The sequence below is a fragment of the Lysobacter sp. A289 genome (assembly GCF_054072675.1).
In genome coordinates this window covers 2520263-2536623 of record NZ_JBSVRN010000001.1, presented here as the reverse complement: position 1 = coordinate 2536623, position 16361 = coordinate 2520263, and the positions used below count along the sequence as shown (strand labels likewise).

Sequence of the window (16361 nt, the reverse complement as noted above, 5' to 3'; positions counted from 1 at the left end):
TTGGTTGCAGGCCCTCCGCTACACTCGCAGACCTGATTCTCCGGAGCCCGTCATGCATCGTCGCCTGCTTGTTCCCGCACTGTTATCCAGCGTCGTTGCGCTATCGGGTTGCCAGCACGGCCTCACTCATCCAGGTACGGGCGCCTCCAAGGCCGAGGTCCAACCGTCTGCCTCGGTTGCCGCAGCGGACGACAACCTCAACGCGGTTTTGTGGATGCAGTCATCGGTGGAGTTTCGTGCCACCGCGGCCCAGGCCTATCGCGCCGCAGCGGACCAGCTCGACGCCGCCCTGGCCGACCCGCAATGGGATGCCCTGGTCGCCGATGAGCGCGCCAACCCCGCAACCGGGTTGAAGCCGGCAGTCATCGTCGACATCGACGAGACCGTGTTGGACAACTCGCCCTACCAGGCGCAATTGATCCAGACCGGGCTGCAATACGACCCTGTCACCTGGGCGGCGTGGGTCACCGAGGCAAGCGCCCGCCCGGTCCCCGGCGTGCTCGAGTTCGCGCAGGCGGCCAGTGCCCGCGGCATCACCATGATCTACATCTCCAACCGTAACCACGACCAGCAGGCCGCAACCCTGGCCAACCTGCGCGCGGTGGGCCTGCCGGTCGCCGACGACTCGGTGTACCTGGGCAAGGGCCTGCAGGTCGAGCACTGCGAGCAACCCTCCAGCAGCGACAAGCAGTGCCGTCGCCAGTTGATTGGTCGCAACTATCGGGTGCTGATGCTGTTCGGCGACCAGCTGGGTGATTTTGTCCAGGTCGAACCCAACACAAGCGTCCATCGGCAGGCGCTGTTGGAGCAATACGGCGACCGTTTCGGCGAGCGTTGGTGGATGCTGTCCAATCCGACTTATGGCGATTGGTTGCCGGCCCTGTTCGGTAACGACTGGAGCCTGTCACCGGCAGCGCAACGCGAGGCAAAGCGCGCCGAGCTGGACACTGCGGGCGCTGTCGTGGACCCGGGTCACGATTGATCGTGTGCGCTCGCGCGTCCTTCTGCCTGCAAGTCCGTGGACGCTGACCGCGGTGGGCGGCCATTGTTGTCCAGATCATCGACTCGGCTTGTAACGAGGGCCGGTGGCGGCGAAGATGCCGGACTGCGACTGGGGAGCCGCTGCATGCTATTGATCCGACGCAACACCTTCAGGCTGCTATCGACAAGACTGTTATCGGCCCTCGCGCTGCTGGCGATCATCATCACCGTGGGCGTGGCGTGCGACCGCACCCCGACCGAGGCCCCGGCCAGCGCCGAGCCAACCGGGCCGGTCGCCGCGGTTGACCGGCTGGTCGAGGACCTTCGAGCCAACGACGTGGCCGCTTACTCGCGCCACGCTTTGCCGCCAGCGTTGTACCAGCGGATGAGCGTTGCATGGAGCGAGGGACGCACTATCTGGCCACTGACCGAACTGCCCCTGGACGACCGCTTGCCGGGATTCATCACCCTGTTGGCGGCGCCGGAGGCAGAGAAGACCCTGCTGGCCGCCTACAACCGCCAATTTGCCGGCGCAGACCGGGAGTTGCGCACCGCGGCGGCGACGTTGGGCTTGTTCGCCACCCAGTATGTGCAAGGCAGCGCTGACTACAGCACCGCGGAGCGCGAGCACTATGTGCAGCTGATCGCGGCGTTGAGCGAATGGGCCAAACAGGCTCCATTGGGTGACGTGGCCCAGGCCAGGATAGCCATACCCCAACTGGTGGCTGCTGCGCGCCTAACTGGTCTGGCCGCTCCCGATGCGTTTCGCACGACCGGGATGGATCGCAGCCTGGATCGCCTCGCCCCGTTCTTTGCACGTTTCAAACAGGCATTGACCGGCTACGGTCTGGATCTCGACCAGGCGCTGGATAGCGCCCAGGTCCGGCTTCTCGAACAGACCGGCGACCAGGCCCGGGTTTCGGTGGCTTACACCCTTGCCGGCAGCGCCATCGAAGCCGAGGTTCGGGTCGAGCGGCACGATGGACACTGGTACCTGACCGACCTGTTGCGTCACGCCCGGTCCCAGGTTCCGGCTGCAAGTACCGGCGCTGAACCGGGCCCACCACCGGCCACCCTCGAAACGCCGACCGATCTCACCGTTCGCTGAGCCGCCTATCCACCGCGAGCGAACCGGCATAATGGCGCCGATGCCAAAACAGACACCCCTGCAGTTTCCTGGCGACGATGCCAATACGGACCCCGCCGCGAAAGCGACGGCGGGCCATCCGGACTTGCCGGGGTCGTCCGGCGATGCGGCCCACCCCACCCCGCCGGTGGCGGATCGCGCGCGCGACCAGTCGCTGTCCAGCTTCGAGCCAGGGTCGACCCTGGGCGATGAAGCCGAGCCGGTCACGGACAAGACAACGGCCGCAGGTCTCGCCTCGGAGCGCTCACAAGACTCGGGGCGACCCTGGTGGGCGCGCCTGCTGGGCCGCCTGTTGGCGCCATGGATAGCGCTGACGATTGAACCCAAAGAGCCGGCGGCCCATGCGGCCGGGCTGGGTGAGCATCCCATCTGCTATGTGATCGAGCATTACGGGCTGTCCAATGCCCTGATCCTGGAGCGGGCGTGTCAAGACAGCGGCCTGCCTTCACCGCTGCAACCGTTGCCCGGTGACCCACTGGGACGCAAACGCGCGTATGTCGCGCTGTCGCGGCGCAACGCCAGCACGCTGGCACCCCTGCAGCAGTCGCTGGGTAGCGCACCGCCATCATCCAAAAGCCACTCCGAATCGCTGGCACGGCTGCTGAAAGCCCACCGCGATGACCCCACGCTCGACGTCCTGCTGGTGCCGGTATCGATCTTCGTCGGCCGCGCACCGGACAAGACCAGCGGCTGGTTTTCGGTCCTGTTCTCGGAGAACTGGGCATTGGTCGGCCGCTTCCGCCGCTTGCTGGCGATCCTGCTCAACGGCCGCGCCACCACGGTGAGGTTCGCGCCACCGATCAGCCTGCGCGGGATCATTGCCGAGAACCTGCCGCCGGAACGCACGGTGCGCAAGCTCTCACGCGTGCTACGCACCCATTTCCGCCGCATCCGCGCCGCGGTCATTGGCCCGGATCTGTCGACCCGACGCCTGTTGGTCGACAAGGTGCTGGCCACCGACTCGGTCAAGGACGCCATCGCCGACCAGGCACGACGCGACAATTCCAGCACCGCGGAGGCGTGGAAGAAGGCCCACGGCTACGCCTACGAAATCGCCGCCGACTATTCCCACCCGGTGGTGCGCTCGGCCAGCTTCCTGCTGACCCTGGTCTGGAACCGGATCTACCGCGGCGTGCTGGTCCATCACCTGGACAAGCTCAAGCAGGCCGCGCCGGGGCACGAGGTCATCTACGTGCCCTGCCATCGCAGCCACATGGATTACCTGCTGCTGAGCTACCTGCTGTACACCCGTGGCATCGTGCCGCCGCACATCGTCGCCGGCATCAACCTCAACCTGCCGGTCATCGGCACGTTGCTGCGCAAGGGTGGCGCGTTCTTCATCCGCCGCAGCATCCGCGGCAGCATGCTGTATTCGACCGTGCTCAGCGAGTACGTCGCCAAGCTGGTCTCCGGTGGCTATTCGATCGAGTACTTCGTCGAAGGCGGCCGCTCGCGTACCGGCCGGCTGCTGCCACCCAAGGGCGGCATGGTGTCGATGACGGTGCGCGCGTTCCTGCGCCAGCCGACCCGCCCGGTATTGTTCCAGCCGGTCTACATCGGCTACGAGAAGCTGATGGAGGGCAACAGCTACCTGGACGAGTTGTCGGGCAAGCAGAAGAAGGGCGAGTCGATCTGGCAACTGCTGGCCGGCATCCCGAAGGTACTGCGCTCCAACTACGGCCAGGTGGTGGTCAACTTCGGCGAGCCGATCAAGCTCGATGACGTGCTCGCCGAGCATGCGCCGGACTGGCAAGGCAAGGCGCTGGGCGATGACGAGAAGCCGGCCTGGCTGTCGGGAACGGTCGAGTCGCTGGCCCGGCGCATCCAGGTCAACGTCAACCGCGCGGCCGACGTCAACCCGATCAACCTGCTCGCACTGGCGCTACTGTCGACGCCCAAGCACGCCATGGGCGAGGCCGACCTGCTGGCCCAGATCGCGCTGTCGACCACGTTGCTGGCCGAGCTGCCGTACTCGGACCGGGTCACCGTGACTCCGCACACACCGGCGCAGATCATCGCCCACGCCGAAGACATCGGCGTACTGACCCGCACCGCCCACCCACTGGGCGACGTGTTGCAGGTCGGCGGCGACCAGTCGGTGTTGCTGAGCTATTTCCGCAACAACGTGCTGCATCTGTTCACTGCGGCCTCATGGATTGCCTGCTGCTTCCAGAACAACCGTCGCATGGCCCAGGACAGCGTGTTGCGGCTGGGCCGCAGCGTGTACCCGTTCCTGCAGACAGAGTTGTTCCTGCCGTGGAGCGAGGACGAGTTCGTGCAACGCCTCACCGGCACCATCGACATCTTCGTGCGTGAGGGGCTGCTGGAGCGTGTCAATGACGAGGACGGCGGCATCCTGGCCCGCAATGCCGGCCAGAGCGACGAGGTGTTCCGGCTGCGCGCGATCGGCCACTCCCTGCAGCAGGCGTTCGAGCGCTACTACATCACCATCTCGGTGCTGGTGAAGAACGGCAGCGGCACCCTGTCCACCGGGCAGCTGGAAAGCCTGTGCCAGCTTGCCGCCCAACGGCTCAGCCTGCTCTACGCCCCGGCCGCGCCGGAGTTCTTCGACAAGACCCTGTTCCGCGGCTTCATCCAGAAGCTGCGCGAGATCAAGCTGGTCCGGCTCGACGAGAACGCCAAGCTGGTGTTCGACCAACTGCTGGAAACCTGGGCGCGCGATGCCAAGTTCATCCTCGGCCGGGAGCTTCGCCACAGTATCGAGAAGGTCAGTCCGGAGGCCGCCAAACCCGACCCGGATGCGCTTCCCACCAACCCCTGACCAGCGTGCTGCGGCCGGTTCATGGTAGAGGTAGGATGAATAGCGCCGCCGGATCCGTCGCGGGCCGGCCGTGATGATGTATGCCGGCTTCGGGCCGGTCGCCGCGACCACAGCTCGAGGACTGCGCAATGGCTCAACCGCCACCCGCCGCCACTGCTGCTGACACCGTCTTACCGGACGCGCCTGGTAGCGGCCAGTCACCCGACCCGCCACCGCCACTTGCCAATGCTCCGCAACAGCTGGTGGCCGGCCTGCTCGGCAAGGCCGACATCCGCATCAACGGCGATCGTCCCTGGGACATGCAACTGCACGATCCGGCCGCTCTGGAACGTGCCCTGGCAGAGGGCAACCTCGGCCTCGGCGAGGCCTACATGGCCGGCGCTTGGGACTGCAACCAGTTGGACGGCTTCTTCGACCGTCTGTTGCGGGCCCATCTCGAACGCGAGGTGGCACCGGCGCGCATTGCCTGGCACGCATTGCAGGTGCGTATGTTCAACCGCCAGAACCGCACCCGCGCATGGCAGGTCGGCAAGACCCATTACGACCTGGGCAACCGCTTCTATGAAGCGATGCTCGACCCGCTCATGGTCTACTCCTGTGGTTACTGGCGGGACGCCGACACCCTGGCCCAGGCCCAGGTCGCCAAGCTGGACCTGATCTGTCGCAAGCTGGGCCTGAAGCCGGGCATGCGCGTGCTCGACATCGGTTGCGGCTGGGGCAGCTTCATGGGTTACGCCGCGGAACATTACGGCGCCCACTGCATCGGGGTGACGGTCTCGAAGGAACAAGCCCGATACAGCCAGCAGCGTTACACGGGGTTGCCGCTGGAGTTCCTCCTGCAGGATTATCGCGAGCTTGACCAGGACGCCCTCGGTGGGCCGGTCGACCGCATCGTCAGCGTCGGCATGTTCGAGCACGTCGGCCACAAGAACCACCGCGAGTACATGGAGGTTGCCGAGCGTTGCCTGGCCGACGACGGCCTGTTCCTGCTGCACACCATCGGCAAAAACCAGCGCGACTCGGTGCCCGACCGGTGGATTGACAAGCACATCTTCCCCAACGGCGAGACGCCGTCGATCGGCCAGGTCGGTGACGCGATCGATGGGCTTTTCGTCGCCGAGGATCTGCACAATTTCGGTGCCGATTACGACCCCACCCTGATGGCCTGGCATGCCAACTTCGAAGCGGCCTGGCCGCAGTTTTCCGACGAGCTGGGCGAGACGTTCCGCCGCAAGTGGCGCTATTACCTGCTCTCGTGCGCCGGTGCATTCCGCGCCCGCGAGTTGCAGCTATGGCAATGGGTGCTGTCGAAGAATGGCGTTACCGGGGGTTACCAGCGCCCGGGCTGATCCAGCGCCGGGCGGCTTTCACGAGCGCGGGATGCCAGGCTCACGCAGGCCAGTCGGGGATCAAAGCGCTTTGCAGGCGCGCGATGCAATCCTTCAGCCACAACTTGTGCTTCTTCAGCCGTTTCAAGGCCAGCTCGTTGGCTGCGTCCGGCCCAGACGAGACCAGCCGGGCGATCTCGGCATCAAGCTCACGGTGTTCCTGGCGCAGCTGCACCAGGCGTCGTTCGATGTCAGCTGGATCGTCGCTGTCGTTCATCCCTGCACAATAGCGCGGCCGCGCAAGCGACACGACACTTGCCTACCGAAGCACGGGCAACGCGGGCCGCGGCCGGTAGAATGGCCAGTCCGCACGACCGCTGCCTCTTTCCCGGATATCGAATGTTCTTCCGCAACCTGACCCTGTTCCGCTTTCCCCCCAGCACCAAACTCGACGATCTCGATGCCGGCCTGCAGGAATGCCAGCTCAAGCCGGTTGGCGCGCTGGAGTTGTCCTCGCGCGGCTTCATCTCGCCGTTCGGCCGTGATGCCGAGGAGCTGTCGCATCGGCTGGGGGATGCGCTGTGGCTGACCATGGGTGGCGAGGATCGATTGCTGCCCGGCTCGGTGGTCAACGACATGCTGGCGCGCAAGCTGGCCCAGATCGAACAGACTGAAGGCCGCAAGCCTGGCGGGCGCACCCGCAAGCGGATCAAGGACGAGCTGATCACCGAGCTGATGCCGCGGGCGTTCATCAAGCCCAGCCGCACCGATGCGCTGCTCGACCTGGAACACGGCATCGTGGTGATCGACACCTCAAGCCGCAAGAGCGCGGAGAACGTCTGCAGCGAGATCCGCCGCGCGTTGGGCAGCTTCCCGGCCTTGCCGCTGAGCGCCGAAGTCGCTCCACGCTCGATCCTGACCGGCTGGGTTGCCGGCGAGCCATTGCCCGATGGCCTGAGCATCGGCGACGAATGCGAACTGCGCGATCCGGCCGATCACGGCGCGGTGGTCAAGGTGCAGCGCATGGAGCTGGACAACGACGAGATCGCCAAGCACCTGGAGACCGGCAAGCAGGTCACCCGGCTGGCGCTGACCCTGGATGACCACGTCTCGTTCGTACTCGGCGAGGACCTGGTGGTACGCAAGTTCAAGCTGCTGGACGGCGCCGTCGACCAGCTCGAGTCCACCGACAGTGATGACGTGCGTGCCGAGCTGGATGCGCGCTTCGCGCTGATGAGCGCGGAGGTCAAGCGATTGTTCGTGGTGCTGGAAGCCGCGTTCAAGATCAGCAAGTCGGAATAGTCCGTCACCGGAGCCGCCGTGAGCCCCAATCCGTTCCGCCCGCTGGCCCGTAAACCCCGATCGGTGGAGCGCGACGCGTTCGAGTTGATACTGGCGGATGGCCGGGTGTTGGTGGTGCAACGGTTCCGCGACCCGCGCGCGCGGCGGATCAAGCTGTCCGTTGACGAGCGCGGCCCACGCTTGACCTTGCCGCTGCGCGCCAGCCTGGCCAGCGGCGAGCGCTTCAGCCGCGAGCACGCCGATTGGTTGGCGACACAGGTCGACCACCACGCCGTGGACGTACCGACGGCGGTGGATCGATTGCAGACCACGGCCTTGCCACTGCGAGGCCGGATGCTTCCCCTGCGCTGGCAAACCGGGCGTCACACCCGGCTTCAGCATGACGGTGAGGATGCCGACGACCGTGGCACCGGCCTGGTCATCAGCCTGCCTGCCCGCGCTGGTCCGTCTGCGATCGCCCGCGCGCTGCGTGACTTCTACGAAGGTCAGGCGCGTGCCGACATTGGTCGTTGGCTGCCGGCGTACCAGGCCGGACTGCCACGGCCGCCGCGGCAATTCCGGTTCAAGCAGATGTCATCGCAGTGGGGTTCGTTGGCGCCCGACGGCACCGTGGCGCTGGATCTGTCACTGGTGCTGGCGCGCCCTTCGGCGTTTGAGTATGTGCTGGTCCACGAGCTGTGCCATCTGCTCCAGGCCAACCACTCCGCTGCTTTTTGGACTGAAGTCGAGACGCGTTTCCCGGCGTGGCGGGAGGATCGGGATTACCTGAAAAGCGAGGGCCGCCGACTCAAGGCGACCTTGCGGGCGTTGCTCAACGGGCAGCACTGAAAAAATCACCAATGGCCGTGGCGACCTCCGCAGGCGCTTCCATGTGCACATGGTGGCCTCCCTGCAACACCACCAGATCCGCATCCACCAGGCAATCAAAACGCGCGCGGCGCAGTGTCTCCGGGAAGTAAACCTGGGCCGGCTCGGCATAGATCACCCTGACCGGGCAGGTGATTGCCGCCAACTGGCTACGCACCTGCGCTTCGCTCAGTCGTACCGCGGTGGGACGGGTCAGGCGCGGATCACTGCGCCAACTGAAGCCGCGCGCCCGGTTCTCGCCGCGGGCGGGCGCCAGGCCGCGGGCGACCAGCAGGCTCGCCGCGGCTTCGCTGATTCCGCCAGCCATCATCCGGGCGCGCACCGCAGCCGCCGGGTCGGCAAACACCCGCAACGGCTTTCGCTCGGCAGACCGCTGCGAAAAGGATCGATGCAGGCGAATCACGGCCTCCTCGTCCTCGTTGTCCTGCTCGGCCAGCGCGCCCAGCGACTCGATCGTGCACAGCCGCTCGATCCGCTCCGCTGCAGCGGCGGCCATCACGCTGGCCACGGCGCCGCCCAGCGAGTGGCCAAGCAGCGAGAACCGCTCCCAACCCATCGCATCGGCCGCGGCGAAAACCACCCGGGCGGTATTGACCACGGTGTACTCGGCAGCCGCTGGCAGGTGTCCGCTGGCACCATGGCCAGGCATATCCAGCGCGACCAGGTCGATCCCGTCCAGGCACGGGTGCAACGGCACGAAGCTGGCAGCGTTATCCAGCCAGCCGTGCAAAGCCAATACCCGCGGCGCGCCCGGCGCAGCATTGCGCAAGCCGGCAAACCGGCCCAGCGACGTGTCGAGGTTGATCTCGCGCATGCCGTGCGCATCGACGCTGCTCAAACCCATGCCTGCAACTCGCGTCGTGCGATTGCCGCCAATGCCGCAGCGTGTGCCGGATTGTCGTTCAGGCACGGGATGTAGCGCAGCTGGCCACCGCACGCGGCGAAGTCCTCGGCCAGCATGATTGCAATCTCCTCCAGGGTTTCCAGGCAGTCGGCCGCGAATCCCGGCGCCACGATGTCCACCGTGCGTACGCCACGGTCGGCCAACGCGACCAGCGTGTTGGCGGTAGCCGGCTCCAACCAGCGCTCACGGCCGAACCGCGATTGGTAGCTGACGCCCCATTGCGCCTCATCCAGCCCCAGGGCCGCCGCGATCGCCTGGGCACCGGCTTCGCATTGACGCTGGTATGGGTCACCCGCGTCGACCAGGCGTTGCGGCAAGCCATGAAAGGAAAACAGCAGGAACTCGCTGGCACCATGTTGGTCGCGGTGGGCGCGGATCGAGCTGGCCACGGCATCGACCCAACCCGCATCCAGGTGATAGTCCTGGACCATGCGCAACGGCAGCGATCCGGCGCGCGCAACCACGTCGCCCACCGACGCGGTGGTAGTGGTCGAATACTGCGGATACAACGGCAGAACCAGCGCGCGCTTGATCCCCTCCGACCGCAGTCGCTGCAACACCTGCACCAGCGAGGGCTCGCCGTAGCGCATCGCATCGATCACGCGGACCCCGGGCATTTCGCGCTCAACCGCTTCAGCCAGGCGCCGGGTATGCACGGCAAGCGGCGAGCCCTCGGCCATCCACACACTGGCGTACTTGGGCGCCACCTTTGGTGCACGCAGCGGCAGGATCAGCCCGTGCAACAAGGGCAGCCAGAACCACCGGGGCAGCGAAACCACCCGCCGATCGCCGAGGAACTCCCCCAGGTAACGACGGATCGCCGCAGCGGTGGGCGCGGCCGGTGTGCCCAGGTTGACCAGTACCAGTGCCGTGTCGGTTCCTACCTTATTCATCGCCTTCTCATTAGCCTGAACTCCATTCGCGCGTCGCGGTCAATTGCAGCGCACCCATTATGATTCGTTGCGCACCGCTTGCATCCACGTCCCCGGAGTTGCCCATGCCAATCCTGCCCCGACTCGCCATCGCCTTGCTCACGTTTGGTTTGGCCGCCCCTGCCATGGCGGGTGTTGCCGAGGACGAGCGTGCACGCAATGCGTTGCGCGTACTCAATGAAATCCAGGCCATCCCCGAGTCAAGCATTCCGGACATCCTGTTCGACGAGGCCAAGGCGATCGTGGTCGTGCCCGACACGCTCAAGATCGGTCTGGTCATCGGCGGTCGCCGCGGTCACGGTCTGGTCTCGGTAAAGACGCCGCAAGGCACCTGGTCCAATCCCGCCTTCGTCAAGTTGACCGGTGGCAGCATCGGCTTCCAGGCCGGCGTGCAGTCCTCCGACGTGGTAATGGTCTTCACCAGCCAGCGTGGCGTGGACTCCATCGTCAACGGCAAGATCACCTTGGGCGCGGATGCCAGCATCGCCGCCGGGCCGATCGGGCGAACCACCAGCCTGGCCACCGACGGCAAGTTGAAGGCGGAGATCTGGTCGTGGTCACGCGCCCGTGGCCTGTTTGCGGGCGTCGCGCTGGACGGGGGGGTAGTGAGCATCGACGACGACGCCAATGTTGCCGCCTACGGCCCGGGCACTACGCCACGGATGATCTTCGAAGGCCGCGCCGAGGCGCGTCCATCCGACGCCATCGTGAGTTTCCGCGACCAGTTGGAAGAAGCCACGGCAGCGGCGCGTAGCGCGCGACAGGGCGATACGCCCGCACCGGCGGCCGCCGCGACTGCAGCCCCGCAATACACACCGCCGCCGGTCAATACACCCGTCAATACTCCAGTGAACGCGCCGGTAAACGCGCCCACAAACCAGCCGCAGCCGTTCCAGACCGTGGACAGCCCCACCGCGCCGCCCATCCGGACCGAGCCACTGCCTCCGATCGAGTAGTGGTTGCCAGCCGGCGACTGGCCATTGGCTGAGGCACTGGCCAATATCGCGATGCCATTCGGTTACGCTGGCTGCGCTATCCTGCATCCCCACTTCCAGCGAGAGATCCGATGGGCAGTTTGAGTATTTGGCACTGGCTGGTCGTGCTGGTGATCGTGGTACTGGTGTTTGGAACCAAGCGCCTGAAGAACGTGGGCAAGGACGTGGGTGAGGCGGTCAAGGGCTTCAAGCAGGGAATCCACGACGCGGACGACGACACCGCACGCAAGGACCAGCCGCCGGCGCAATTGTCGGATGCGGCTCGTCGCGACAGCGCCGACAACGAGACGCCTTCGCGCAACAAGGAAGCCGCGCACGACGACGAGAACACCCCGCGCTGAGCGCGGGCATCCGCGTCTCCGGCTACCGGCATGTTCGACATCGGCTTTTCCGAGCTTTTCCTGGCGGCGATCGTGGCGTTGCTGGTACTGGGTCCGGAGCGCCTGCCACGCGCCGCGCGATTTGCCGGACTGTGGGTGCGACGCGCCCGCGCGCAGTGGTACTCGGTGAAGTCCGAACTGGAAAGAGAGTTGGCAGACGAGGAACTCAAGAGCAGCCTGCGCAAGACCCAGGACGAATTGCGCGATGCCCGCGACCAGTTGCAGGCCAGCGGCGAGGGCCTGCGACGCGACCTGCAACACGGCCGCGATATTGCCGAGCGTGAATGGACCCAGGCCACCCAGGCCCAACCCAGCGCCGACCACGAGTCGCACGAATCCGGGCAGCCCGCGCCCGGCGGCGACCAGACACACGATGAACCATTTCCCGGCGAACCCGGTCCGCAGCGCGATGAGCCGGCCGAGCCCGAGTCCCGGGAACCCGGTCCAGCTGCCCCGGCACGGCGTGAACCCGACCCTGTCGATCCTGACCCTGTCCGGCGCGACCCACCATCGCCTGACAAGCCGGTTCGCGACCCGCCGTCGTCGCGCCCATGACTACCCCGAACGAGCCACCTGATGCCGAGCCGGGCAACGACCCCCGCCTGCTCGATCACCTGATCGAACTGCGCTCACGGCTGATGCGCGCAGTGATCGGACTGGTCGTGGTGCTGGTGGTGATGCTGCCGTTCGGTAATGACCTCTACGCCCTGCTCGCCGCGCCGCTGCTGGAGAAGTTGCCTGCGGGCGGCCAGCTGATCGCGGTGGAAGTCGCCAGTCCGTTTTTCACCCCGGTGAAGCTGGCCTTCTTTGCCGCCGTGATGGTGTCGATGCCCTGGCTGCTTTACCAGGCGTGGGCGTTCGTCGCACCGGGCCTGTACCAGCGTGAGAAGCGCCTCGCCATTCCGCTGCTCGCTTCGGCCGTCATGCTTTTCTACGCCGGTTGCGCGTTCGCGTTCTTCCTGGTCTTGCCGATGGTATTCGGCTTCCTGACCAGGATCGCGCCCGATGGCGTGGCCATGATGACCGACATCAGCGCCTACCTGGATTTCGTGCTGGTGATATTCCTGGCCTTCGGCGCCAGTTTCGAGTTGCCGGTGGCGCTGGTGATCGCGACGCTGCTGGGCTGGGTCACCCCGCAGCAGTTGCGCGAATCACGCGGTTACGCGGTGGTGGGCATCTTCGTCATCGCCGCGGTGATCACCCCACCGGACGTGGTGTCGCAACTGATGCTGGCGATCCCGATGTGCCTGTTGTATGAGGTCGGCATCGTCGCATCGCGGTGGCTGGCCCCACCCGACGTGGCCGCCCCGGAAGAGTAGGTGTGACCGCGCATCCCGACGGCCGACTGCTGACTCCCGCGGGGTTCTGGCAGCGTGCCGCGGCATGGTCAATCGATATGGCACTGATCGCGCCGCTGGCCCTGCTGCTGGCCTGGCCGGTCATCTCGGCCCCGGCGCATGCCGTGCCGTCTCAGGTGACCGGCTTGTTGCAGGCGGCAAGCCAAGCCATGGCCGATGCGATCATTGATTACGTTCCCCTGCCGCAACTGGCGGCGGCAATGCTGCACAACCCGGCGTTGCATGAGGCGAGCCTGAGCCTGCAGTCGACGTTGTGGTCGCTGACATGGCCGCTGCTACTCGCGATCGCCTTGCTTGGTGGCGGTTATCACGTCGCCTGCGAGGGCTCGCACCGACGAGCGACACCGGGCCAGCGACTGCTTGGTTTACAGGTCGTCGACCTGGGGGGCCAAGCATTGACACCGGGCCGCGCCCTCAACCGTCACCTTGCGGGCAGCCTGTCCTGGGCGACATTGAACGTCGGTCACCTGATGGCGGCATTGGCGCCGCGGCACTTGGCCTTGCACGACCGCATCAGCGCGACACGGGTCGTAACCGCCCCAATGGCGACGCCCCGAGCGGTGGCAACCGGTGGCCCAGGCGACAGACTGCCAACCTGGGCCTGGGTCTGGCTTGGAGTACTCGCGATCGCCGCCATCGCACTGACGCTATGGGGCATGACTGCGGCGATGGCGGTGATGCGCGCTGCGCTGGAACAGGCACTGCTCTGACGCGGATCCGATCAGGCGGTGAGCGCCTCGGCGGGGATGTCTTCATCGCTGCCGCCATCACAAACGTCATGCCACAGGTGGTACATCACGCCAAACACGACGACACACACGGCCAACAGGAGCAGCAAATACAGCGGAATGCCGATCAGCATGGTGATCCACATGCCCAGAAATTTTCCCATCAAGCTCACCACCAGCCCCACGATGAACATGATGATGGCAAGCACGATCATCGCCACCACGTAGCTGACGAACAACACCAGCAGCGGCAAGACGTTCTTGAGCGAACCGGCGACGCCATCACCGAACGCGCCAAAAACACCGCGCCCGCGCAAGCTGATCTGGCCGATCGCGACCGACTGGACGGCGAAAAACAACATGCCGACCACCACCATCACCAGGTAGGCAACGCCGAGCCCCGACGGCAGGCTGGCCATCATTGCCGCTGGATCGGCGAACGCCTGCGGTTGCATCATCTGCAGGTACCAGGTCATGACGCCGCCGGCGAACACCGACAACAAGCCGGCCATGATGACGTTCTGCACGATGGCAATCAGCACCAGCAAGCCGATCAGGCGCAGCGAGGTCGCCATGTCGCCGAGGCCGGAAAACACATCGACCACGCGAGCGGGACGTCCGTTTTCGGCCGCGTCGATCAGCCGCCAGTAGCCGACCATCAACATGCCTATCACCACCAGGACCAGCACGCCCAAGAGCATGCCAATGATGATCATACCGGCGAGGTTGTCTCTTAGTATGGCGCCCATCGCGCCGGCCGCCAGCGTCGCCACCACTGTGGCCACGAGCATCGCCACCAGCAACAGCGCTGCGCCGCCGAACACCGCGACGGGATTGTTGCGGCCCAGATTGATGCCGCGTTTCAGCCAGTCAAAGCCGGCCATTGCATTCATTGCACGTATCGTCATTTCCCTATCCCCTGTTGGTGTTGTTGTTTTGCCGGCGCTCCCCGTGACGGCCGTCCTCCCCCGAGGACTGCGCCGCCACTGCATGCTCAGTTACTGCATGCCCGTCATAACCTTGCGACCGATCAGGCCTCGAAACCGCCTGCCGTCGACACCACTGGCGCCGTCGGTGCGTCACCGATCATCTGTCGCCACGCGAGATAGGCCACCCCGCCCATCACCGGCAGCAGGATCGCCATCAGCAGCAGCTGAACCACGAACATCGACGCCATTGCTCCGATTGCCATGCTCAACACCATCCCGACCAGTTGCAACGCCAGGCTCAGCGCGACCATCGCTATCACCAGCAGCACCAACAACACCAATACCGCGCCGAGGTTGCTCAGGCAGGCGCGGAAGCTCAGCTTCATCGCCGCGAAGGCGCCGCGATCGGTGAACATCACCTCGGGAATAGCAACGAAGGTAAAGAATCCGGCGACTACGCCGACCACCAACGCGGCAATCATCCAGCCAAACAGCCGACCCAGCGGCAGCGACTCGACCAGCGCGGGATCCGGATTGACCTGCAGCTCGACCATGAGCTCGGACAGGCGCACCAGCTCCTGGCTTCCCACCATCGCCACCAGCAACACCATCACCACCACCAACGCGGCGATCTGCGGCAGCAGCATCGCCAACAGCTGCGGCACCTTGCCATCACGCACGCCCTGCACCAGGTCGGCCGGCGACGCCGGGCGCCCCTGGTCGACTTCGCGCGTGGCGTAAACAACGCCGGCAAACAGGACCGGCCCAAGCACCGCCAACACCAGACTCAGCCAGACCTGCCCGCCGACCGACGCCAAGGTCGACAGGCCACCCCAGATGACACCCAGCAGGCCCAGCGTCAGCGGCGCCTTGCGCAACAACGCCAACCCGCCCAGCAACCATTCCGCGCCTGCACCGGCAGGCACCTTGCGAATATCCGTCATGACCCGGTTTTCTCCCTTGTAGATACGCCCTGTGTCAGCCCGCGCGCGTGGTGGACGAAGCGGCGCAGCACCCGTCGGGCCTGCGGGCAGGCTCCCACCGCCGCCAGCATCGCACGTGGATCGAGCCCTTCGCGCTGCAATGCAATCTTGCGCGCATCGATATAACCACGCATATGGGTGGCGCTGAATTCGGGATGGAACTGGACCCCCCAGGCGTTATCGCCCCAGCGGAAGGCCTGGCAAGGGTCGGCTGCCGATCGCGCCAGCACCGTGGCGTCGGCGGGGGCGCGCAATACGGCCTGCAGGTGGGTCAGCTGTGCATCGAACGACGCAGGCAACGGCGCGAACAACGGATCCTGCGCGGCCGCAGGCAGCAGCTCGATCTCGACCGTGCCCACCTCGCGACCGGCCGGGTTGTCGCCAACTTCTCCGCCCAGTGCGTGCGCCAGCAGTTGGTGGCCGTAGCAAATGCCAAACAGCGGCAAGCCCGCGTGCGCCGCGTCGCGCAACCAGGCCGCGGTGGCCTCGCTCCACGCCAGGCGCTCGGTGACCATCGTGGCCGACCCGGTCACGATCACACCGGCGAAGCCTTCGCGATTGGGCAATGTGTCACCGGCCTGGACATCTATCACCACCGCACCGTCGCGTGGCAAGCCCGCGGCCACCCGGATCCAGTGCGCAAAATCGCCGTGGCGGCGCAGGGGTTCGGCCGGTTGGCCGGTCGCGATAATCAGGAAAGGCATGGTCACGGACAGCGGTATCCCAGAGTGAAACGGCGAAAAAA

Annotated in this window: 17 protein-coding genes; 11 read left to right on the top strand and 6 right to left on the bottom strand. The window is 65.9% G+C overall.

The window, feature by feature from the left end; genetic code table 11:
• The first annotated feature begins 52 nt into the window (after positions 1 to 52).
• The 4 genes from ACW5DN_RS11720 to cfa all read left to right on the top strand — a co-directional run bounded on the left by ACW5DN_RS11720 (position 53) and on the right by cfa (position 6259).
• Positions 53 to 982: a 5'-nucleotidase, lipoprotein e(P4) family gene (locus ACW5DN_RS11720; RefSeq protein WP_456962834.1), complete on the top strand. Its 930-nt coding sequence runs from the start codon at positions 53 to 55 to the stop codon at positions 980 to 982.
• 144 nt (positions 983 to 1126) lie between these two features.
• Positions 1127 to 2089, top strand: coding sequence for a hypothetical protein (locus ACW5DN_RS11715; RefSeq protein WP_456962833.1), 963 nt, complete (start codon positions 1127 to 1129; stop codon positions 2087 to 2089).
• A gap of 31 nt (positions 2090 to 2120) precedes the next feature.
• Complete coding sequence (gene plsB / locus ACW5DN_RS11710) at positions 2121 to 4910, top strand: glycerol-3-phosphate 1-O-acyltransferase PlsB (protein WP_456962832.1); 2790 nt, start codon at positions 2121 to 2123, stop codon at positions 4908 to 4910.
• A 128-nt stretch (positions 4911 to 5038) separates the two neighbouring features.
• Positions 5039 to 6259 (top strand): cyclopropane fatty acyl phospholipid synthase, encoded by a 1221-nt coding sequence (cfa, locus tag ACW5DN_RS11705; RefSeq protein WP_456962830.1) that lies wholly within the window; start codon positions 5039 to 5041, stop codon positions 6257 to 6259.
• 40 nt (positions 6260 to 6299) lie between these two features.
• Here the strand turns inward: cfa and ACW5DN_RS11700 are convergent, their stop codons facing one another.
• Entirely contained in the window at positions 6300 to 6515 is a 216-nt protein-coding gene (locus ACW5DN_RS11700; RefSeq protein WP_456962829.1) for a YdcH family protein, read from the bottom strand.
• Between the two features lie 122 nt (positions 6516 to 6637).
• Between ACW5DN_RS11700 and ACW5DN_RS11695 the strand changes: the two genes are divergently transcribed.
• Entirely contained in the window at positions 6638 to 7540 is a 903-nt protein-coding gene (locus ACW5DN_RS11695; RefSeq protein ID WP_456962828.1) for a recombination-associated protein RdgC, read from the top strand.
• A gap of 18 nt (positions 7541 to 7558) precedes the next feature.
• Complete coding sequence (locus ACW5DN_RS11690) at positions 7559 to 8368, top strand: M48 family metallopeptidase (RefSeq protein WP_456962827.1); 810 nt, start codon at positions 7559 to 7561, stop codon at positions 8366 to 8368.
• On the opposite strand, the gene ACW5DN_RS11685 is transcribed toward ACW5DN_RS11690, so the two are convergent.
• Together ACW5DN_RS11685 and hemH are read right to left on the bottom strand one after the other, a co-directional pair.
• A complete protein-coding gene (locus ACW5DN_RS11685) occupies positions 8352 to 9221 on the bottom strand; it encodes an alpha/beta fold hydrolase (RefSeq protein WP_456963062.1) in 870 nt (289 codons plus the stop codon). The two genes, ACW5DN_RS11690 and ACW5DN_RS11685, sit on opposite strands and share 17 nt — an antisense overlap.
• A gap of 20 nt (positions 9222 to 9241) precedes the next feature.
• Positions 9242 to 10204, bottom strand: a complete 963-nt coding sequence (gene hemH, locus ACW5DN_RS11680; protein WP_456962826.1) for a ferrochelatase — start codon at positions 10202 to 10204, stop codon at positions 9242 to 9244.
• A 104-nt stretch (positions 10205 to 10308) separates the two neighbouring features.
• Here hemH and ACW5DN_RS11675 point away from each other — a divergent pair, with 104 nt between their 5' ends.
• From ACW5DN_RS11675 to ACW5DN_RS11655, 5 genes are all read left to right on the top strand, one after another.
• Complete coding sequence (locus ACW5DN_RS11675; protein ID WP_456962825.1) at positions 10309 to 11199, top strand: lipid-binding SYLF domain-containing protein; 891 nt, start codon at positions 10309 to 10311, stop codon at positions 11197 to 11199.
• Between the two features lie 110 nt (positions 11200 to 11309).
• A complete protein-coding gene (gene tatA / locus ACW5DN_RS11670; RefSeq protein ID WP_456962824.1) occupies positions 11310 to 11579 on the top strand; it encodes a Sec-independent protein translocase subunit TatA in 270 nt (89 codons plus the stop codon).
• Between the two features lie 30 nt (positions 11580 to 11609).
• Positions 11610 to 12173 carry a Sec-independent protein translocase protein TatB gene (gene tatB, locus ACW5DN_RS11665; protein ID WP_456962823.1) on the top strand — a complete coding sequence of 188 codons (564 nt, stop codon included), beginning with the start codon at positions 11610 to 11612 and terminating at the stop codon, positions 12171 to 12173.
• A complete protein-coding gene (gene tatC / locus ACW5DN_RS11660) occupies positions 12170 to 12937 on the top strand; it encodes a twin-arginine translocase subunit TatC (protein ID WP_456962821.1) in 768 nt (255 codons plus the stop codon). The genes tatB and tatC overlap by 4 nt, the downstream gene beginning before the upstream one ends.
• A gap of 2 nt (positions 12938 to 12939) precedes the next feature.
• Positions 12940 to 13686, top strand: a complete 747-nt coding sequence (locus tag ACW5DN_RS11655) for an RDD family protein (RefSeq protein ID WP_456962820.1) — start codon at positions 12940 to 12942, stop codon at positions 13684 to 13686.
• Between the two features lie 11 nt (positions 13687 to 13697).
• Here the strand turns inward: ACW5DN_RS11655 and ACW5DN_RS11650 are convergent, their stop codons facing one another.
• From ACW5DN_RS11650 to ACW5DN_RS11640, 3 genes are read right to left on the bottom strand one after another with little or no spacing between them, the layout of a single operon-like run.
• Positions 13698 to 14696 carry a hypothetical protein gene (locus tag ACW5DN_RS11650; RefSeq protein WP_456962819.1) on the bottom strand — a complete coding sequence of 333 codons (999 nt, stop codon included), beginning with the start codon at positions 14694 to 14696 and terminating at the stop codon, positions 13698 to 13700.
• Between the two features lie 38 nt (positions 14697 to 14734).
• Positions 14735 to 15577, bottom strand: coding sequence for a BPSS1780 family membrane protein (locus ACW5DN_RS11645; RefSeq protein ID WP_456962818.1), 843 nt, complete (start codon positions 15575 to 15577; stop codon positions 14735 to 14737).
• Positions 15574 to 16320 carry a glutamine amidotransferase gene (locus tag ACW5DN_RS11640; RefSeq protein WP_456963061.1) on the bottom strand — a complete coding sequence of 249 codons (747 nt, stop codon included), beginning with the start codon at positions 16318 to 16320 and terminating at the stop codon, positions 15574 to 15576. The genes ACW5DN_RS11645 and ACW5DN_RS11640 overlap by 4 nt, the downstream gene beginning before the upstream one ends.
• Between the last annotated feature and the right edge of the window lie 41 nt (positions 16321 to 16361).